This window comes from Lysobacter sp. ESA13C, assembly GCF_019970005.1.
GTDB classification, from domain to species: Bacteria; Pseudomonadota; Gammaproteobacteria; order Xanthomonadales; family Xanthomonadaceae; genus Lysobacter; species Lysobacter antibioticus_B.
Genome location: NZ_JAHXYK010000004.1, coordinates 445083 through 465317, shown reverse-complemented (window position 1 = coordinate 465317; position 20235 = coordinate 445083). Strand labels below are relative to the sequence as shown.

17 protein-coding genes are annotated in these 20235 nt (G+C 67.0%); 11 read left to right on the top strand and 6 right to left on the bottom strand.

The window, feature by feature from the left end:
- The first annotated feature begins 212 nt into the window (after positions 1-212).
- The 4 genes from trxB (at position 213) to infA (ending at position 3611) form a co-directional block, all read left to right on the top strand.
- Positions 213-1166, top strand: a complete 954-nt coding sequence (gene trxB / locus LC490_RS10865) for a thioredoxin-disulfide reductase (RefSeq protein ID WP_057918101.1) — start codon at positions 213-215, stop codon at positions 1164-1166.
- A 169-nt stretch (positions 1167-1335) separates the two neighbouring features.
- Positions 1336-2520 (top strand): GNAT family N-acetyltransferase, encoded by a 1185-nt coding sequence (locus LC490_RS10860; protein ID WP_223620235.1) that lies wholly within the window; start codon positions 1336-1338, stop codon positions 2518-2520.
- Positions 2517-3254 (top strand): leucyl/phenylalanyl-tRNA--protein transferase, encoded by a 738-nt coding sequence (aat, locus tag LC490_RS10855; protein WP_031372297.1) that lies wholly within the window; start codon positions 2517-2519, stop codon positions 3252-3254. Before LC490_RS10860 ends, aat begins: the two co-directional genes overlap by 4 nt.
- 138 nt (positions 3255-3392) lie before the next feature.
- Positions 3393-3611 carry a translation initiation factor IF-1 gene (gene infA, locus LC490_RS10850; protein WP_031372296.1) on the top strand — a complete coding sequence of 73 codons (219 nt, stop codon included), beginning with the start codon at positions 3393-3395 and terminating at the stop codon, positions 3609-3611.
- Between the two features lie 173 nt (positions 3612-3784).
- Here infA and LC490_RS10845 read toward each other — a convergent pair whose 3' ends face one another.
- Complete coding sequence (locus LC490_RS10845; protein WP_031372295.1) at positions 3785-3991, bottom strand: hypothetical protein; 207 nt, start codon at positions 3989-3991, stop codon at positions 3785-3787.
- Between the two features lie 119 nt (positions 3992-4110).
- Complete coding sequence (locus tag LC490_RS10840) at positions 4111-4308, bottom strand: hypothetical protein (protein ID WP_031372294.1); 198 nt, start codon at positions 4306-4308, stop codon at positions 4111-4113.
- A 441-nt stretch (positions 4309-4749) separates the two neighbouring features.
- On the opposite strand from LC490_RS10840, the gene LC490_RS10835 reads away from it, so the two are divergent.
- On the top strand, positions 4750-5100 hold the full coding sequence (locus LC490_RS10835) for a DUF6491 family protein (RefSeq protein WP_223620187.1): 351 nt from the start codon (positions 4750-4752) through the stop codon (positions 5098-5100).
- Between the two features lie 75 nt (positions 5101-5175).
- On the opposite strand, the gene clpA is transcribed toward LC490_RS10835, so the two are convergent.
- The gene (gene clpA, locus LC490_RS10830) at positions 5176-7458 is read right to left on the bottom strand and encodes an ATP-dependent Clp protease ATP-binding subunit ClpA (RefSeq protein ID WP_031372292.1); all 2283 of its coding nucleotides are present in this window, start codon (positions 7456-7458) and stop codon (positions 5176-5178) included.
- A gap of 89 nt (positions 7459-7547) precedes the next feature.
- Positions 7548-7868, bottom strand: a complete 321-nt coding sequence (clpS, locus tag LC490_RS10825) for an ATP-dependent Clp protease adapter ClpS (RefSeq protein ID WP_031372291.1) — start codon at positions 7866-7868, stop codon at positions 7548-7550.
- A gap of 156 nt (positions 7869-8024) precedes the next feature.
- Between clpS and LC490_RS10820 the strand changes: the two genes are divergently transcribed.
- The 4 genes from LC490_RS10820 to hflD are packed head-to-tail and all read left to right on the top strand — an operon-like array spanning position 8025 to position 10825.
- Positions 8025-8585 carry a YbjN domain-containing protein gene (locus tag LC490_RS10820; protein ID WP_223620186.1) on the top strand — a complete coding sequence of 187 codons (561 nt, stop codon included), beginning with the start codon at positions 8025-8027 and terminating at the stop codon, positions 8583-8585.
- Between the two features lies 1 nt (position 8586).
- Positions 8587-9081, top strand: a complete 495-nt coding sequence (locus LC490_RS10815; protein WP_031372289.1) for an NUDIX hydrolase — start codon at positions 8587-8589, stop codon at positions 9079-9081.
- A 5-nt stretch (positions 9082-9086) separates the two neighbouring features.
- Complete coding sequence (mnmA, locus tag LC490_RS10810; RefSeq protein ID WP_031372288.1) at positions 9087-10217, top strand: tRNA 2-thiouridine(34) synthase MnmA; 1131 nt, start codon at positions 9087-9089, stop codon at positions 10215-10217.
- Entirely contained in the window at positions 10217-10825 is a 609-nt protein-coding gene (gene hflD / locus LC490_RS10805) for a high frequency lysogenization protein HflD (RefSeq protein ID WP_031372287.1), read from the top strand. Before mnmA ends, hflD begins: the two co-directional genes overlap by 1 nt.
- Before the next feature lie 618 nt (positions 10826-11443).
- Here the strand turns inward: hflD and acnB are convergent.
- Entirely contained in the window at positions 11444-14032 is a 2589-nt protein-coding gene (gene acnB, locus LC490_RS10800) for a bifunctional aconitate hydratase 2/2-methylisocitrate dehydratase (RefSeq protein WP_031372286.1), read from the bottom strand.
- A 411-nt stretch (positions 14033-14443) separates the two neighbouring features.
- Here acnB and acnA point away from each other — a divergent pair, with 411 nt between their 5' ends.
- Positions 14444-17242, top strand: coding sequence for an aconitate hydratase AcnA (acnA, locus tag LC490_RS10795; protein WP_031372285.1), 2799 nt, complete (start codon positions 14444-14446; stop codon positions 17240-17242).
- A gap of 449 nt (positions 17243-17691) precedes the next feature.
- On the opposite strand, the gene LC490_RS10790 is transcribed toward acnA, so the two are convergent.
- On the bottom strand, positions 17692-18147 hold the full coding sequence (locus LC490_RS10790; protein ID WP_223620185.1) for a nuclear transport factor 2 family protein: 456 nt from the start codon (positions 18145-18147) through the stop codon (positions 17692-17694).
- Between the two features lie 295 nt (positions 18148-18442).
- Between LC490_RS10790 and LC490_RS10785 the strand changes: the two genes are divergently transcribed.
- Positions 18443-20116, top strand: a complete 1674-nt coding sequence (locus LC490_RS10785) for a long-chain fatty acid--CoA ligase (protein WP_031372283.1) — start codon at positions 18443-18445, stop codon at positions 20114-20116.
- The last annotated feature ends 119 nt before the right edge of the window (positions 20117-20235 follow it).

The window sequence follows — 20235 nt, the reverse complement described above, 5'->3', positions numbered from 1 at the left end:
ACTGACCGGTGCGCGATTAGATAGGGCGCCGCGTTGGCCGGCAAGATGCGATTTGAGGCACGCAACATTGCGTCCCTGCGACACGCCTTGTTTTGCCGGGACGCCGCCTCCAAGCTATGCCCTGCTCCTGAAACTTCAACACGCCGGCGTATGGCTGGAATGTGGAGTTTCATTCTGCGCAGAGCGCGCTCCCAACTGCCGCGATTATATACATGACCCCTTCCAAGCACTCCCGTGTCGTCATTCTCGGTTCCGGCCCGGCCGGCTGGACTGCCGCCGTCTACGCCGCTCGCGCGAACCTGAAGCCGCTGGTGATCACGGGCCTGCAAATGGGCGGTCAGCTCATGACCACGACCGAAGTCGACAACTGGCCCGGCGACGCGCACGGCCTGATGGGCCCGGATTTGATGACGCGCATGCAGGCGCACGCTGAACGCTTCGATACCGAAGTGGTGTTCGATCACATCCACACCGCCGATCTGTCCAAGCGCCCGTTCCGCCTCAAGGGCGACAACGGCGACTACACCGCCGATGCCCTGATCATCGCCACCGGCGCGACCGCGAAGTACCTCGGCCTGCCGTCGGAAGACGCCTTCAAGGGCCGCGGCGTGTCGGCCTGCGCGACCTGCGACGGCTTCTTCTACAAGGACCAGGACGTGGCGGTGATCGGCGGCGGCAACACCGCGGTCGAGGAAGCGCTGTATCTGTCCAACATCGCGCGCAAGGTCTATCTGGTGCATCGCCGCGACACCCTGCGCGCCGAGAAGATCATGCAGGACAAGCTGCAGGCCAAGATCCAGGCCGGCAAGATCGAACCGGTCTGGCACCACACCGTCGACGAAGTGCTCGGCAACGACGTCGGCGTGACCGGCCTGCGGGTGAAGTCGGTGCAGGACGGCTCGACCCGCGACCTGACCATCCACGGCCTCTTCATCGCCATCGGCCACACCCCGAACACCACCTTGTTCGAAGGCCAGCTTGAGATGAAGAACGGCTATCTGACCATCCAGACCGGTCTCGACGGCAACGCCACCCAGACCTCGGTGCCGGGCGTGTTCGCCGCCGGCGACGTCGCCGACCAGGTCTATCGCCAGGCCATCACCTCGGCCGGTTTCGGCTGCATGGCCGCCCTCGACGCCGAGAAGTTCCTCGACAAGGACGCCTGATGCCGGGGCATCGCGGATCGATGCGAATCGGCCGCGAACCCGGCGCCCGCCTGCGGGCGTCGCCCCGCGACGCCCATGCAAGCCCCCCACGCCCGCGGCTGCGCTCGGAGCGCAGCCCCCTCGATAGCGACTCGCGCCGCCCGTGACCGCAAGCACCGACGCCCCGTCGATCCGGCTGCTCGCCTCGCTGTCCGAGGTCGCGCCCGCGCAATGGGATGCGCTGCACGACGGCCGCAATCCCTTCGTCGCCCACGCCTTCCTGCTCGGCCTCGAACAGCAGGGCTGCCTGCGCGAAGAATGGGGCTGGGCCCCGCATCACCTGAGCGTGTGGGACGGCAAGGAACTGATCGCAGCGATGCCGGCCTACCTCAAGCAGAACTCGCACGGCGAGTTCGTGTTCGATCACGCCTGGGCGCACGCCTACGCCCAGCACGGCCGCGACTACTTCCCGAAATGGCTGGCCGCGGTGCCCTACTCGCCGGTGACCGGGCCGCGCCTGCTCGCGAGCGAGGACGCACAGCGGCCGTTGTTGCTGTCGGCGATGGCGCAGTTGTGCGAGCGCCAGGGCCTGTCGTCGGCGCACGTGAACTTCCACGAGGCCGGCGAAGACGCCGCGTTCGAGCACGAAGCCTGCGGCGGCGACTGGCTGCAACGCATCGACGTGCAATACCACTGGCGCAACGAGGCCGATGCGCAGGGCCGGCGCTGGCAGGACTTCGACCAGTTCCTGGCCGCGTTCGACCACAAGCACCGCAAGAACATCCGCCAGGAACGCGCCAAGGTCGCGCGTGCCGGGGTCAGCTTCCGCATCGTCGAAGGCCGCGACGCCAGCGACGCCGACCTGGCGACGATGCACCGCTTCTACCTGACCACCTTCGCCGAGTACGGCAACCACCCGGCGCTGACCCTGGGCTTCCTGCGCCACCTGGCGCGGACCATGCCGCAGTCGCTGGTGATCTTCCTGGCCGAACGCGAGGGCGAGGCGATCGCCGGAGCGCTGTGCCTGCGCGGCGGCGACACCTTGTACGGCCGCTACTGGGGCACCGAGGTCAGCCTGCCCGGGCTGCATTTCGAGACCTGTTACTACCAGGGCATCGACTACTGCCTGCGCGAGGGCCTGACCCGCTTCGAGCCCGGCGCCCAGGGCGAGCACAAGCTCGCGCGCGGCTTCCTGCCGAGCGTCGTGCGCAGCCGCCACTGGATCGCCGACCCCGGCTTCCGCAACGCCCTGCGGCCCTGGTGCCGCGACGAGGCGGCCTCGGTGCGGCAGTACGCGCGCACCTTGTCGCTGCACACACCGTTCAAGGCGGTCGAAGCGCAGACTTTGGCCACTGCCACGGAGCCGGGCCCATGAGCCAGCTGCCGATCCTGCTCTCGCCCGACCCCGACGCGCCGTTCCCGTCGCCCGAACACGCCCTGCGCCAACCCGACGGCCTGCTCGCGATGGGCGGCGACCTGAGCCCGGGCCGGCTGCTCAACGCCTACCGCCACGGCGTGTTCCCGTGGCCGTCGGAAGGCTATCCGCTGCTGTGGTGGTGCCCGGACCCGCGCACCGTGTTCCGCACCGACGGCGTGCGGTTGCCGTCGAAATTCCGTCGCGGGCTGCGCCATTGCAACTGGACGGTGCGCGCCGACACCGCCTTCGCCGAGGTCATCGCCGCCTGCGCGCGGGCGCCGCGCCCGCACCAGGACGGCACTTGGATCACCGAGGACATGCTCGCCGCCTACCAGCGCCTGCACGAGCTCGGCCACGCCCATTCGGTCGAGGTCTACGACGGCGAACGCCTGGCCGGCGGCATCTACGGGGTCGCGATCGGGCGCATGTTCTTCGGCGAAAGCATGTTCAGCGCCCGCTCCGGCGGCTCCAAGGTCGCGCTCGCGGCGCTGGCCCATCGCCTGCACGAATGGGGCTGGCCGCTGCTCGACGGCCAGGTCGAGAACCCGCATCTGCTCAGCCTCGGCGCCGGATCGATGCCGCGCGCAGCCTTCCTGGCCGAGGTCGCGGCGCTCACCGCCATCGCCGAACCGGCCGGGCCCTGGACCGAGCGCTTCGGCGACTGGCCGGCCTCGCGCCTGGCGGAACGCTAGCGCGAGCGGTCTTGCTGCCGGCGCCAGTCCCAGCCGGCGGCGCGATTAACGGATTTTTGCTACCAGGCCGCCGGCGTGGCAGAATGTGCGGCTTCGCGGGCGCGCGACGCCCGCTTTTCGCGACTCCCTAGGAAACACATGGCAAAAGATGACGTGATCGAATTCGAGGGCACGGTGGCGGAAACTCTTCCGAACACCATGTTCCGCGTGCGTCTCGAAAACGGGCACGAGATCATTGCCCATATCTCGGGTCGCATGCGCAAGAACTACATTCGCATCCTGACCGGCGACAAGGTCAAGGTCGAAATGACGCCCTACGATCTCACCAAGGGTCGCATCACCTACCGCATGAAATAATCGCGGTAAGTTATTGAAAAAAGGTGGCATTGGCCGCCTTTTTCATGCCTCGGATTTGCCGGCGAGGCCTCGCTAAGGCCCTGCTTGCTTACGCGGCCATGGCGGCCGGCTACGCCGCCGCCCGCCTCCATGGCGAGCGCCCTCGCCCAGACCGGCAAGCCTACCCTTGGAACCTAGAACGGCGGTGCCGGGCAGCCGTAGCGCGCCAGGCATTGTGTGACCCTGTACTCGCAGTAGCCCGGGTCGCTGCCGACCTCGATGCACTTGTTGTAGGTGCGCCAGCAGCCATCGCAGGGATCGGCCGCGGTCGCGGTCAGCGATGCGGCGCTGGCGAACGCGAAGGCGGCCATCGCGGCCAGCGAAAAACGACGCAGTTGCATGAGTGAGCTCCTTTCCTTCGGGATGGGACGACGGTGGTCTTGGCGCCGGCTCGCAGCCTCGCGGACATAGCTATCGCTGCCGCTGCGACCGGCGTGAAATAAAACGGGCAGCGGAGCGACTACTCCAGCGGGCAGCCGGCCTGGATCAGGCAACGGCTGAATTCGGCTTCGCACTCGGCATCGGGATCGAGTTGGCAAGCCTGGTAAGCGTTGCGGCACACCTGGCACGGACCCGGCCAGATGCCCGCCACGGCCCAAGCCGAAAAACCGAAGGCGAAAGCGGCGACGGCCGCGAGAGAGAACTTGCGAAGCTTCATGAGTACTCCTTCCTTGAGTCGACGAAGATTCGTCGGCGCTCGCCGTCCATGGGCGCTTGCTGCGAATCCCCAGCGAAATCCGAGAACGGACTTCGATGGCGGACGACGACGCGACGAGGCGCGTGTAGTGCAACGTGCAGATGTTGCCAAGCGACGCTAGCATCGGGTCCATTGCGCGATCGAGCTGCACTGCGGCAATTGTGCGATGCGGCCTCACAGATCGCGACACGAGCATGGCGAAACGACGCAGCGCTTGCCGGCTGCGTCGGCCCATCGAAAAGGAAGCACAAACACACGTGGATGCACGAAGCGGCGAAAACGTTTATGCCAAACGTCATGCCGTGACGAAGGTCACAGCGACTTCTTCCAGATTCGCGCGCGGCGCCACGCGACTAACTTTGCTTCAGCTCAATCCGAGCTCGCTCAATTAGGACGCCCCCCATGTTGCCGCTATCAAGGACCGCTCTGGCCACCCTGCTCTGCCTTTCCGCGACCGTCGCGTTCGCGGATCCGATCGACGCCTGCGTCGATCTCGGCGCCGAGGCCCAGTTGTCGCGTGTCGGAGAGAAGGCCGTCCTGGTCAAGGATGCCGACAATTACTACCGCTTGAACGTACGCAAGGGTTGCTACGACCTGAGCTTCACGCCGAAGCTCGTGGTGACCGCCGAAAAGACCAAGGGCCGTGTCTGCCCTAGCGGCACCCGGGTCAAGACCCAGCGCGATTTCTGCGACATCGAGTCGGTCGAGAAGATCGACGAGACCGCCTACCAGAGCTATCGCCGCGTGCGCTGACCGGCGCTCGCCAACAGGCAGAAACGAAAAGGCGGCCCGAAGGCCGCCTTTTTTATGCCCTCACCGCTTGCGCGGTCAGACCGTAACCGGCAGCAAGCGCTCCGGCTCGGCATGGGCGTCGACGATCAGCTCGTCGTCGCGCACGTCGATGGTGACCCGGCCGCCGCCGACCAATTTGCCGAACAACAGCTCGTCGGCGAGCGGACGCTTGATCTTGTCCTGGATCACGCGCGCCATCGGACGTGCGCCCATCTGCGGGTCGAAACCGTGCTGGGCCAGCCAATCGCGTGCGGTCGGCGTCGCGGTCAAGGTCACGTTCTTCTCGTGCAACTGCGCTTCCAGTTCGATCAGGAACTTGTCGACCACGCGCAGGATGTGATCGAAGCCCAGAGCCTGGAACTGCACCACCGCATCGAGGCGGTTGCGGAATTCCGGGCTGAAGCCCTTGCGGATCACTTCCATCGCATCGGTCGAATGGTCCTGCTTGGTGAAGCCGATCGAGCGCCGCGAGGCCTGGGCCGCGCCGGCGTTGGTCGTCATCACCAGCACCACGTTCTTGAAGTTGGCCTCGCGACCGTTGGTGTCGGTGAGCGTGCCGCGGTCCATGACCTGCAACAGGATGTTGAAGATGTCCGGATGCGCCTTCTCGACCTCATCGAGCAACAGCACGCAGTGCGGGGTTTTGACGATTTTCTCGGTCAGCAGGCCGCCCTGGTCGAAACCGACGTAGCCCGGAGGCGCGCCGATCAGGCGGCTGACCGAATGCGGCTCCATGTACTCGGACATGTCGAAGCGGACCAGCTCGATGCCGAGCTGCAGCGCGAGCTGCTTGGTGACCTCGGTCTTGCCGACGCCGGTCGGGCCGGCGAACAGGAAGTTGCCGATCGGCTTGTCCGGGTTGCCAAGCCCCGAGCGCGCCAGCTTGATCGCCGACGCCAGGGTCTCGATCGCCGCGTCCTGGCCGAAGATGACCATCTTGAGGTTGCGTTCGAGGTTGCGCAGCACGTCCTTGTCGCTGGCCGAGACCTGCTTGGTCGGGATGCGCGCCATCTTGGCCACGATCATCTCGATCTCTTCGATGTCGATCAGCTGCTTGCGCACGTTCTCCGGCAACAGACGCTGGCGCGCACCGGCTTCGTCGATGACGTCGATGGCCTTGTCCGGCAGCAGGCGGTCGCCGATGTGCTTGACCGACAGGTCGACCGCGGCCTGCAAGGCTTCGTCGGCATAGGTCACGCCGTGATGAGATTCGTACTTGGGCTTGAGGCCCTGCAGGATCTCGTAGGTCTCGCCGACGGTCGGCTCGACGATGTCGATCTTCTGGAAGCGCCGCGCCAGCGCGCGGTCCTTCTCGAAGATGCCGCGGTATTCCTGGAACGTGGTCGAACCGATGCAGCGCAGCTCGCCCGAGGACAAGGCCGGCTTGATCAGGTTGCTGGCGTCCATGGTGCCGCCGCTGGCCGAGCCGGCGCCGATGATGGTGTGGATTTCATCGACGAACAGGATCGCCTCGGGCTGCTTCTTGAGCTGGGCCAGTACCGCCTTGAGACGCTTCTCGAAGTCGCCGCGGTACTTGGTGCCGGCGACCAGGGCGCCGAGGTCGAGGGCGAAGATGGTGGCGTTGCGCAGCACTTCGGGCACGTCGCCGTCGACGATGCGCTTGGCCAGGCCTTCGGCGATCGCGGTCTTGCCGACGCCGGCCTCGCCGACGTAGAGCGGGTTGTTCTTGCGCCGGCGGCACAGCACCTGGATGGTGCGCTCGACCTCGTCGCCGCGACCGACCAGCGGGTCGATCTTGCCCTCGCGGGCCAACTGGTTGAGGTTGCTGGCGAACTCGGCCAGGGCGTCGGACTTGCCTTCGCTCTCCGGGCCTTCGGCCGGCTTGGATTCGCTTTCCTCGTGGTGGCCGTGGCTGTCTTCGGCGTTGTGCTTGACGATGCCGTGCGACAGGTAATTGACCACGTCGAGGCGGGCCACGTCCTGCTGATTGAGGAAGTAGACCGCGTGCGAATCCTTCTCGCCGAAGATGGCGACCAGCACGTTGGCGCCGGTGACCTCCTTCTTGCCGGAGGACTGCACGTGATAGACAGCGCGCTGTAGCACACGCTGGAAACCCAAAGTGGGCTGGGTATCGCGGTCGACGTCGTCGGGCAGCACCTGGACCGAGGTCGCGATGGCCTGTTCGAGGTCGCTGCGCAGACGCGCGAAGTCGGCGTTGGTCGCCTTGAGGACGGCCTCGGCGGACGGGTTGTCGAGTAATGCGAGCAGCAGGTGTTCGACCGTCATGTACTCGTGGCGCGCCTCGCGGGCGCGCTTGTAGCACTGGCCGATGCTGTATTCGAGATCCTTGCTGAACATGGGGCGGAGCCTCCAGAACGTATGCACGCTACGTGGGGGCGCTCGCCGGCTTTTCCATGCCCCGCCCCAACGGGTGCGACAACTACCTTTTAGGCCTTTTCCATCGTACACAGCAAGGGGTGTTGGTGAAGTCTTGAAAATTCGTTCACCTGTGCAACCTTGGACTCGGCGACCTCGCGTGTGAAGACGCCGCATACGCCGCGGCCGCGGGTATGGACATGGAGCATGATCTGGGTGGCTTTTTCGACGTTCATCGGGAAAAAGCGCATCAGGACCTCGACCACGAAGTCCATCGGGGTGTAGTCGTCGTTTAGCAGGAGTACGGAATACAGCGGCGGCCGCGCGACTTCGGGCTTGCCGGTTTCCACCAATACGCCATGACTGTGTTCTTGTTCGGTCTGTTTTGCCATTGCGCGATTATAAACCCCTGCCCTGTCCCGCCGTGGATGCGGCCGCCGTGCGACATGGACGCATGCCCGGCCGCATTGCAAAATGCCGCAGCGCCGCCATCTTGGTCGGAGCCGCCGGTCAAGGTTGCGCCGGCGCCGCGAAATTCAAGGACCCTCATGCGTCTGCCCCGTTACCTGCCTGCCCTGCTGTTCTCGCTGCTGCCCGTCCTGGCGACGGCCGCGCCGACGACGAAGGCGGACGCCGCCTCGCTCAAGAGCGCCCCGGCCAAGGCCGAGCCGGCCGCAGCCAAGGCCGAAGCCGCCGCCAAGACCGCCGACCCGCGCATCGGCAAGCAGCTCGACGCCCTGGGCTACAAGTACGAAGTCGACAAGGATGGCGACTACACCCTGACCTTCGGCCTCGACGAGGACCGCAGCCAGATGGCCTACGTGATCTCGCACACCGAGCGCTACGGCAAGCTGCAGGTCCGCGAGGTCTGGTCGCCGGGCTACCGCACCTCGGACAAGGACTTCCCGGCCGAGGTCGCCAACCGCCTGCTCGAGGACAGCCAGCTCAGCAAGATGGGCGGCTGGGTCAAACAGGACTCGGTGGCCGTGTTCGTGGTCAAACTGGACGCCGACGCGAGCCAGGAAGACCTCGACGATGCGATCGACTATGTGGTCCGCGCGGCCGACGAGATGGAATCGCAACTCACCCCCGGCCAGGACGAATTCTGACGTGAGCTACCGCGAAGGCCGTTTCTGGCAACCCGATGTGACCGTCGCCACCATCGTGGTCGACGGCGGCCGCCTGCTGATGGTCGAGGAATCGGTCGGCGGGCGCCTGGTGATCAACCAGCCGGCCGGGCACCTGGAGCCGGACGAGAGCCTGATCGACGCCGCCCTGCGCGAGACCCGCGAGGAGACCGGCTGGGACGTGCGCCTGACCGCCTTCGTCGGCGCCTACCAGTGGAAGGCGCCGCAGCAGGAGGACGGCGCCGGCGGCCGCCACTACCTGCGCTTCGCCTTCGCCGCCGAACCGGTCCGCCACGACCCCGGCCGGAGCCTCGACGAAGGCATCGTCCAGGCCCTGTGGATGAGCCCGGCCGAGTTGCAGGCGCGCGCGCCCGAGCACCGCAGTCCGCTGGTCTGGCGCGTGGTCGCCGACTACCTCGGTGGACGCCGCCATTCGCTGGATCTGCTGCAGCAAATGGTCTCGCCCGACCCGGTCTGATCCTCATGGCCGTATCGGTACGCACCATCGTGGGCATGTCGGGCGGGGTCGATTCCTCGGTCGCCGCCCTGCGCCTGCGCGACGCCGGCGAGCCGATCGCCGGCCTCTTCATGCAGAACTGGGCCGACGACGGCAGCGGCGACTGCCGCGCCGAGGACGACCGCCGCGACGCGGTCGCGGTGTCCGGCCGGCTCGGCCTGCCGATCCATTTCCGCGATTTCTCCGGCGAGTACTGGGCCGGGGTGTTCGAGCACTTCCTCGCCGAATACGCCGCCGGCCGCACCCCGAACCCGGACGTGCTGTGCAACCGCGAGATCAAGTTCAAGCATTTCCTCGACGCTGCGCGCGAGCTCGGCGCGGAGTTCATAGCGACCGGCCATTACGCCCGCGTCGATAAGGCCGGGGCCGGCTTCCGCCTGCTGCGGGCGGTCGACCGCAGCAAGGACCAGAGCTATTTCCTGCACCAGCTCGGCCAGGCGCAGCTGTCGGCCACGCGTTTCCCGCTCGGCGACCTGCTCAAGCGCGACGTGCGCGAGATGGCGCGCGCGGCGCAACTGCCGACCGCGGCCAAGAAGGACTCGACCGGCATTTGCTTCATCGGCGAACGCGATTTCCGCGAGTTCCTGTCGCGCTACCTGCCGGCGCGCGAAGGCGAGATCCGCACCCCGGCCGGCCAGGTCGTCGGCCGCCATCCGGGCGTGTTCTATTTCACCCTCGGCCAGCGCGAAGGCCTCAACATCGGCGGCGTGCGCGGCTTCGAGCCGGCGCCCTGGTACGTGGTCGGCAAGGACGTCGCGACCAATGTGCTGTACGTCGACCAGGGCAGCGACAGCCCCTGGCTGCATTCGCAGACCCTGTGGTCGGAAACCGCCCATTGGATCGCCGGCCAGCCGCCGGCCGCCCGCTTCGTCTGCAGCGCCCAGACCCGTTACCGCCAACCCGACCAGGACTGCGAAGTCTCGGTGCGCGATGACGGCAGCTTGGAAGTCCGTTTCGCCCAATCCCAGCGCGCGGTCACGCCCGGCCAGTCGCTGGTGCTGTACGACGGCGAGGTTTGCCTGGGTGGCGCGGTGATCGCCGCCACCGATGCACCCGATTGCGCCGCCCCCCTGCCCCCCAAGGAACCCACTACGTAATGGCCGACCTCTCCGAACGCGTACTCGCACTCGCCGGCCTGGCCCAGGCCTTGGGCCAGGTGCGGCGCATCGCCGACACCGGCCAGGCCAACGCCTCCGTGCTCGACACCGCCCTGGACTCGGTGTTCCGCATCGATGCCTCGACCCCGGCGGCCGTCTACGGCGGCCTGGCGAACCTGCGCCCGGGTCTGGTGCTGCTGCAGGACTATTTCGTCAACCGCGCCAACGACGAGCACCTGCCGCGGCTGGCCCTGGCCGTGCTGCAACTGGAGCGCCGCTTCGTCCGCGACGCCGCCATGACCGAGAAGGTCCTGCGCGGCATCCACGGCCAGGCCACCGCCGCCGGCCGCCTCGGCAGCAGCCATCCCGACGTCATCGCCGCCCTAGGCAGCCTGTACGCCGAGACCCTGAGCCACCTGCGCCCGCGGGTGCTGGTCCAGGGCAACCCGCATTACCTCGGCCAGCCCGGCGTGGTCGCCGAAGTCCGCGCCGCCCTGCTGGCCGCGGTGCGTTCGGCGGTGCTGTGGCGCCAGCTCGGCGGCAGCTATTGGGATTTCCTGCTGCGCCGCCGCGCCATGGTCGACGCGATCGAGGCGCGTTTGGGCTGAGGAGCCGGGCCGCGCGTCGTTGCGGGGCCTCCCTGTAGGCTTGGCGCGAATCGCTACCTCGGTCCGGTTGCCGTGGCGTGCGGGCGGGTGACATCGCTTCGCCTCTCGCGGCTTGCGCCGCTCCTACCCCTTGCAGCGCGGCTTCCCTGCGGCAAAACCTCCTGTAGCCGCGGCGCGAGCCGCGAGCTCGGTCCGATTGCCGTGTCGTACGGGTGGCTGGCGTCGCTGCGCCAGTCGCGGCTTGCGCCGCTCCTACCCCTTGCAGCGCGGCTTCCCTGCGGCGAAACCTCCTGTAGCCGCGGCGCGAGCCGCGAGCTCGGTCCGGTTGCCGCGTCGTGCGGGTGATGACATCGCTTCGCCTCTCGCGGCTTGCGCCGCTCCTACCCCTTGATGGCGCGGTTTTCTTGCGGCGAAACCTTCCCTGTAGGAGCGGCGTGAGCCGCGACCTCGTTCCGGTTGCCGCGTCGTGCGGGTGGTTGCGTCGCTTCGCTTGTCGCGGCTTACGCCGCTCCTGCAGGGGCAGATGCGTCGCATGGGGTTTGAACCGTGCCGGCCGCGCCCAACAAAAAACCCCGGCCTGAGCCGGGGTTTTTCGTTTCTCGGTTTACCGCCGGCCGATCAGGCCGCGGCCACCGTGTCGGCGACCGTCTTGTAGTCTTCGATCTGATCGAAGTTCATGTAGCGGTAGATCTTGTCGCCGTCGGCCTTGAGCACGCCGACGTCCGCCATGTACTCCTCGCGGGTCGGGATGCGACCCAGGCGCGAGCAGATCGCCGCCAGTTCCGCCGAGCCCAGGTAGACGTTGGTGTTGCGGCCGAGACGGTTCGGGAAGTTGCGGGTGCTGGTCGAGAACACGGTCGCGCCTTCGCGCGCCTGCGCCTGGTTGCCCATGCACAGCGAGCAGCCCGGCATTTCCATGCGCGCGCCGGCGGTGCCGAAGGTGCCGTAATGGCCTTCCTTGGTCAGCTCGGACGCGTCCATCTTGGTCGGCGGCGCGACCCACAGGCGGGTCGGGATGTCGCGCTTGCCTTCGAGCAGCTTGGCCGCAGCCCGGAAATGACCAATATTCGTCATGCACGAACCGATGAAGACTTCGTCGATGACCGCGCCGGCCACGTCCGACAGCGTCTTGACGTCGTCGGGGTCGTTCGGGCACGCCACAATCGGCTCGACAATCTGGTTCAGATCGATCTCGATCACCGCGGCGTAGTCGGCATCGGCGTCGCCTTCCAGCAGTTGCGGGTTGGCCAGCCAGCCTTCCATCGCCTTGATGCGGCGGGCGAGCGAACGCGGATCGGCGTAGCCCTCGGCGATCATCCACTTCAGCAGCGTGATGTTGCTGGTGAGGTATTCGATGATCGGTTCCTTGTCGAGCTTGACCGTGCAGCCGGCGGCCGAACGTTCGGCCGAGGCGTCGGACAGCTCGAACGCCTGCTCGACCTTCAACTGCGGCAGGCCTTCGATCTCGAGGATGCGGCCGGAGAAGATGTTCTTCTTGCCCTGCTTGGCGACGGTCAGCAGGCCGGACTTGATCGCAGCCAACGGAATCGCGTTGACCAGGTCACGCAGGGTCACGCCGGGCTGCATTTCGCCCTTGAAGCGCACCAGCACCGATTCCGGCATGTCCAGCGGCATGACGCCGGTGGCCGCGGCGAACGCGACCAGGCCGGAGCCGGCCGGGAACGAGATGCCGACCGGGAAGCGAGTGTGCGAGTCGCCGCCGGTGCCGACGGTGTCGGGCATCAGCATGCGGTTGAGCCAGCTGTGGATCACGCCATCGCCCGGGCGCAGCGAGATGCCGCCGCGGTTGGAGATGAACTCCGGCAGGGTGTGGTGAGTCTTGACGTCGACCGGCTTCGGATAGGCCGCGGTGTGGCAGAACGACTGCATCACCAGGTCGGCCGAGAAGCCGAGGCAGGCCAGGTCCTTGAGCTCGTCGCGGGTCATCGGGCCGGTGGTGTCCTGCGAACCCACCGAGGTCATCTTCGGCTCGCAATAGGTGCCCGGACGCACGCCTTCGCCCTCCGGCAAGCCGCAGGCGCGGCCGACCATCTTCTGCGCCAGCGAATAGCCCTTGCCGGTGTCGGCCGGGTTCTGCGGCAGGCGGAACAGGGTCGAGGCCGGCAGGCCCAGCGCTTCGCGCGCCTTGGCGGTGAGGCCGCGGCCGACGATCAGCGGGATGCGGCCGCCGGCGCGCACTTCATCGAGCAGCACGTCGGACTTGAGCGCGAACTCGGCGATGACCTGGCCGTCCTTGATGGCCTTGCCGTCGTAGGGACGCAGCTCGACCACGTCGCCCATGTTCATCTGCGACACGTCGAGTTCGATCGGCAACGCGCCGGCGTCTTCCATGGTGTTGTAGAAGATCGGCGCGATCTTCGAACCCAGGCACACGCCTCCGAAGCGCTTGTTCGGGATGAAGGGGATGTCTTCGCCGGTGAACCACAGCACCGAGTTGGTGGCCGACTTGCGGCTCGAACCGGTACCGACCACGTCGCCGACGTAGGCGACCAGGTGGCCCTTGTCCTTCAGCGATTCGATGAAGGCGATCGGGCCGCGCTTGCCGTCTTCTTCCGGCACGATGCCGTCGCGGGCGTTCTTGAGCATCGCCAGGGCGTGCATCGGGATGTCCGGGCGCGTGGTCGCGTCGGGCGCCGGCGACAGGTCGTCGGTATTGGTCTCGCCGGTCACCTTGAACACGGTGATGGTCAGGCTTTCCGGCACTTCCGGACGGCTGGTGAACCATTCCGCGTCGGCCCAGCTCTGCAGCACCGACTTGGCGTTGGCATTGCCGGCCTCGGCCTTGTCCTGGACGTCGTGGAAAGCGTCGAACATCAGCAGGGTCTTCTTCAACGCTTCGGCGGCGATGGTGCCGACCTGGGCGTCGTCGAGCAGTTCGACCAGCGGATGGATGTTGTAGCCGCCGAGCATGGTGCCGAGCAGTTCGGTCGCGCGTTCGCGGCTGATCAGCGCGTTCTTCTCGGTGCCGAAGGCGACCGCGGCAAGGTACGAGGCCTTGACCTTGGCGGCGTCGTCGACGCCGGCCGGCACGCGCTGGGTGATCAGGTCGAGCAGGAACTCTCCCTCGCCCGCCGGCGGCGCTTTCAGCAGCTCGATGACCTCGGCGGTCTGCTGGGCGGTCAGGGGCAGCGGCGGAATGCCCAGCGCGGCGCGCTCGGCAACGTGTTGGCGATAGCTGGAGAGCATGGAGATTCCCGTCGGAGTGAAGCGGTAAAGACGTGGCACTGGCTGCGTGGGTCCGCCGCCGCGACCGGCGCGTTCGGACTTACGTGGCGAGTTGCTGGTGGCGAGTTGCTGGGAGGCAAGGCCGCGGGCGCCCACGAAGGGCACGGCCTCGACCGCGTATTTTGCCTTCAAAGGGCTTTCGCGGCAACGCGGAGGGTGTGCCGGCCCCTCGCCGCGCAAGGCTTTGCGCGATCCGTCCATACGCTTGGGGTGGAACGCTGTAGCGCGCTTGCGACCATGGTCTGCACGCTTCCTGAACCCGATAAAGCGATAATCGGCGCCATCGCCAGCCACCGCGCCCATACCCCCAGGCGCGCCAGCCTCCGTGCCGCCCCAGCGGCACGCCAGCCGTACCAAAGGAGCTCCACCGACATGCCCGACTCCTATTCGACCCGCCGCAAGCTTTCCGTCAACGGCCGCGACTACACCTATTTCAGCCTGCCGGCCTTGGGCGAGCGCTACGACATCAGCCGCCTGCCCTACTCGATGAAGATCCTGCTCGAAAACCTGCTGCGCCACGAAGACGGCGGCGCCACGGTCGGCAAGGACCACATCGAGGCCGTCGCGCAGTGGGACGCCACCCGCGAGCCCGACACCGAGATCGCCTTCATGCCGGCGCGCGTGGTCCTGCAGGACTTCACCGGCGTGCCCTGCGTGGTCGACCTCGCGGCGATGCGCGACGCGGTCGGCCGGCTCGGCGGCAACGCCCGCCAGATCAACCCGCTGATCCCCTCCGAGCTGGTCATCGACCACTCGGTCCAGGTCGACGTGTTCGGCAGCCCCGAGGCGCTGGACCTGAACGGCAAGATCGAGTTCCAGCGCAACATGGAGCGCTACAGCTTCCTGCGCTGGGGCCAGAAGTCGTTCGAAAACTTCAAGGTGGTGCCGCCGAACACCGGCATCGTCCACCAGGTCAACCTGGAGAACCTGGCCCGCGTGGTCATGGGCCGCGAGGTCGACGGCGACCTGCAGGCCTTCCCAGACACCGTGTTCGGCACCGACAGCCACACCACCATGATCAACGGCATCGGCGTGCTCGGCTGGGGCGTCGGCGGCATCGAAGCCGAGGCGGCGATGCTCGGCCAGCCCTCCTCGATGCTGATTCCGCAGGTGGTCGGCTTCAAGCTGACCGGCCAGTTGCCGGAAGGCGCGACCGCGACCGACCTGGTCCTGACCGTGACCCAGATGCTGCGCAAGCACGGCGTGGTCGGCAAGTTCGTCGAGTTCTTCGGCGACGGCCTGCAACACCTGCCGCTGGCCGACCGCGCGACCATCGCCAACATGGCGCCCGAGTACGGCGCGACCTGCGGCATCTTCCCGATCGACGCCGAAGCGGTGACCTACCTGCGCCTGTCCGGCCGCTCGGAAGAGCAGATCGCGCTGGTCGAAGCCTATGCCAAGGCCCAGGGCCTGTGGCACGAACCCGGCCAGCCGCATGCGACCTATTCGGCCACGCTCGAACTCGACCTCGGCGAGGTGCGTCCGTCGATGGCCGGCCCGAAGCGTCCTCAGGACCGCGTCCTGCTCGAACACGTGCACACCAATTTCAACGACAACCTCGGCCCGCTGATCGCCAACCGCAAGTCGAACAACGGCGGCAACGCCAAGCTCGGCTGCGCGGTCGACGAGCTCAAGAGCGAAGGCGGCGCCCAGGCCCAGGCCGATCACCTCGCCGCCAAGCCGGTGTCGAAGATCCGCATCCACGACCAGGACGCCGACCTGTCCGACGGCTCGGTGGTGATCGCCGCGATCACCTCCTGCACCAACACCTCCAACCCGGCGGTGATGCTCGGCGCCGGCCTGCTCGCGCGCAACGCCGCTCGCCTGGGCCTGAAGTCCAAGCCCTGGGTCAAGACCTCGCTCGGCCCGGGCTCGCTGGTGGTCACCGACTACCTGCGCAAGGCCGGCGTGCTCGCCGACCTGGAAAAGCTCGGTTTCTACGTGGTCGGCTATGGCTGCACCACCTGCATCGGCAACTCCGGCCCGCTGCCGGACGAAGTCTCCAAGGGCATCGCCGAGAACGAACTCGTGGTCGCCTCGGTGCTGTCGGGCAACCGCAACTTCGAAGGCCGCGTGCATCCGGAAGTGAAAGCCAACTACCTGGCCTCGCCGCCGCTGGTGGTGGCCTATGCGATCGCCGGCACGGTCAACATCGACCTGACCAAGGAGCCGATCGGCAAGGGCGCCGACGGCCAGGATGTCTACCTGCGCGACATCTGGCCGAGCAACAAGGAAATCGGCGACATGATCGCCGCCACCGTCGGCCCGGAACTGTTCGCGCAAAACTACGCCGACGTGTTCAAGGGCGACACGCGTTGGAACCAGATCGCCTCGCCCGACGGCGAGTCCTTCCAGTGGGACGAGGACTCGACCTACATCAAGAACCCGCCCTACTTCGACGGCATGACCATGCAGGTCGGCAACATCGACGACGTCCGCGGCGCGCGCGTGATGGGCCTGTTCGGCGACTCGATCACCACCGACCACATCTCGCCCGCCGGCAACATCAAGAAAGACTCGCCCGCCGGCCGCTTCCTGATCGCGCGCGGCGTGCAACCGGCCGACTTCAACAGCTACGGCTCGCGTCGCGGCAACGACGACGTGATGGTGCGCGGCACCTTCGCCAACATCCGCATCAAGAACCTGATGTTCGGCGGCGAGGAAGGCGGCAACACGCTGTATTTTTCCAAGGACGGCGGTGACGGCCGGCCTTCACAGGGCGAGAAGCTGGCGATCTACGACGCGGCGATGAAGTACAAGGCCGACGGCGTGCCGCTGGTGGTGTTCGCCGGCAAGGAATACGGCACCGGCTCCTCGCGCGACTGGGCCGCCAAGGGCACCAACCTGCTCGGGGTCAAGGCGGTGATCGCCGAGAGCTTCGAGCGCATCCACCGCTCCAACCTGGTCGGCATGGGCGTGCTGCCGCTGCAGTTCAAGGACGGCGAGAACGCGCAGAGCCACGGTCTGGACGGTTCGGAAGTGATCGACGTGGTCGGTCTCGACGACGGCGCGGCCAAGACCGCCACCCTGGTCGCCAAGAAGGCCGACGGCAGCCACAAGACGATCGAGGTCAAGGTGCTGCTGCTGACGCCGAAGGAAGTCGAGTACTTCCGCCACGGCGGCATCCTGCATTACGTGTTGCGCCAACTCGCTGCGCGCAAGGCGGCTTGAGCAGCAATTGACCGAGCGGAAGACCGGCCGATAGCCTCACGGCTATCGGCCTTCAGAGCGACACGCGCCCGTGGCGCGTTAGCGTCGCTCTTCAGCCGCCACGGCGGCATCCTGCATTACGTGCTGCGCCAGTTGGCTGCGCGCAAGGCGGCTTGAGCAGCAATTGACCGAGCGGAAGAGCGGCCGATAGCCCCACGGCTATCGGCCTTCAGAGCGACACGCGCCCGTGGCGCGTTAGCGTCGCTCTTCAGCCGCCACGGCGGCATCCTGCATTACGTGCTGCGCCAGTTGGCGGCACGCAAGGCGGCTTGGCCGGCGCCGGTACGAACGAAGAACGCCCGGCCCTACGGCCACCGGCACCTGGGAGAGCGGCTTCGGCCGCTCTCGTCGTATCCGGGTCTTGCTTGCGCTTGCCGGGGCATCGCCCGGCGCCGCGAAACGCTCGCGGACTACAGCTTCGCGGTCCAGCGCGCCGAGGTCATGCGCCAGTCGCCGTCTTCCTCGCGCCAGCCGGTCTCCACTTCGTACAGCCGCGCCGCTTCGGGCAGGGGCCGGCCGGAGCCGCCGGTCAATGCCGCGGTGAAACGTACGGTCGCGTGGTCGGGCTGCAGGGCGATATCGAGCGGGCCGACCGTCACGCCGAGTTGCCGATAGCGCAGGAAAGTGCCGACCGCGAGCCGGCGCGCGCCTTCGCGGTCCAGCCCCTCGGGGCCGACGAAATCGGCCGCCAGCCACTCCTGCAGGGCCGGCGCGTCGCGTTGCTCGATCGCGGCCTGGAATTGCGTCACCGAGTCGCGCAGGCGCTGCTCGGGCGGGTCGCGGCCGCAAGCCGTCGACGACAGCGCCAGGACCGCCGCCAGCACGAACCGGCGCCATGGCGGCCCGAGGCTCGATTTTCGTCGCACGGCGATCCCATTCTCGCGGCTGTTCGCACTATTCACCGGAAGCCTCCCTTTACCGCGGTCGCCTTGCCGCCATCCCTACGCCGGCGGCGGCGGCCGCTTCGCACGACCGTTCGCGCGCCCCCCTCGGAGCGCCATCGTGACAGGTCCGCGAGGCCGCGGACAATGTCCGCACCGCCCTTCGCAGCATCGCCTTGCCAGTCAGTAGAGCCTATGCTCCAATCGAGAAAATACCGTACGGCAGCGCACACAGCGGGCCGGCGGCCAGAATCGACGAGCGATTAGAGAGGGGATCGCGATGAGTTTCGAACGACCGTGGCTTGCTCAGTATCCTGAAGGCGTGCCGGCACAGATCGACGTGGACGAGTTCCCGTCCATCGTATCGGTGCTGGAAAACGCTATCGAAAATTATCGCGACCGTCCCGCCTTCTCCAATTTCGGCAAGGTACTAACCTACGGCGACATCGACCGGCTCAGCGCGCAGTTCGCCGCGTATCTGCTCGGCGAACTCAAGCTCAAGAAGGGCGATCGCGTCGCGATCATGATGCCCAACTGCCTGCAGTATCCGATCGCGACCTTCGGCGTGTTGCGCGCCGGCCTGACCGTGGTCAACACCAATCCGATGTACACCGCGCGCGAGCTCAAGCATCAGCTCGACGACTCCGGCGCGGCGGTGATCTTCGTGCTCGACAACTTCGGCAAGACCGTGCAGGAAGTGGTCGGCCAGACCCAGGTCAAGCAGGTCATCAGCACCGGCCTGGGCGACATGATCGGCGGGCTCAAGGGCCCGGTGATGAACTTCGTGCTGAAGTACGTCAAGAAGATGGTGCCGGACTACGACATCCCCGGCGCGGTGCGTTTCCGCGACACCCTCACCCTCGGGCAGATGCACAAGCTGCCGGAGATCGAGATCTCGCCGGACGACATCGCCTTCCTGCAGTACACCGGCGGCACCACCGGCGTGGCCAAGGGCGCGATGCTGACCCATCGCAACCTGGTCGCGAACATGCAGCAGGCCGCGGCCTGGGTCGGCGCCAACGCCAAGCCCGGCCACGAGATCATCATCACCGCGCTGCCGCTGTACCACATCTTCGCGTTGACGGCGAACGGACTGGTCTTCATGAAGTTCGGCGGCCTCAACCACATGATCACCAATCCGCGCGACATGCCGGCCTTCGTCAAGGAACTGAAGAAAACGCCGTTCACCGCGATCACCGGCGTCAACACCTTGTTCAACGGCCTGCTCAACACGCCGGGTTTCGACGAGGTCGATTTCTCGCATCTGCACCTGACCCTCGGCGGCGGCATGGCCGTGCAGCGCGCGGTCGCCGATCGCTGGAAGCAAGTCACCGGCATCACCCTGGTCGAAGCCTACGGCCTCACCGAGACCTCGCCGGCGGCGTGCATCAATCCGATGGACCTGGCCGAGTACAACGGCTCGATCGGCCTGCCGATCTCCTCGACGGACGCCTGCGTCAAGGACGAGAACAACAACAAGCTCGGCATCGGCGAAGTCGGCGAGCTGTGCATCAAGGGCCCGCAGGTCATGAAGGGCTATTGGCAGCGCCCCGAGGAAACCGCCAACGTCATCGACGACGACGGCTGGCTGCACACCGGCGACATGGCGCGCATGGACGAGCAGGGTTTCTTCTACATCGTCGACCGCAAGAAGGACATGATCCTGGTGTCGGGCTTCAACGTGTATCCGAACGAGATCGAGGACGTGATCGCGATGATGCCGGGCGTGCTCGAAGTGGCCGCGGTGGGCGTGCCCGACGACAAGTCCGGCGAAGCGGTGAAGGTCGTGATCGTGAAGAAGGATCAGGCGCTGACCGCCGAGGACGTCAAGGCGCATGCCCGGATCAACCTGACCGGCTACAAGCACCCCAAGTTCGTCGAGTTCCGCACCGAGCTGCCCAAGACCAACGTCGGCAAGATCCTGCGCCGCGAGCTGCGCGACGCGCCCAAGTAAGCCCCGCGGCACGAACCGGCGCCCTGGCGCCGCTCCCGAAAGGCCCCTCCCCGAGGGGCCTTTTTCGTGTCCGCCCGGGCCGGCCCCAGCCCCGATTCGCGTTTGGGTCCAGCCCCGGT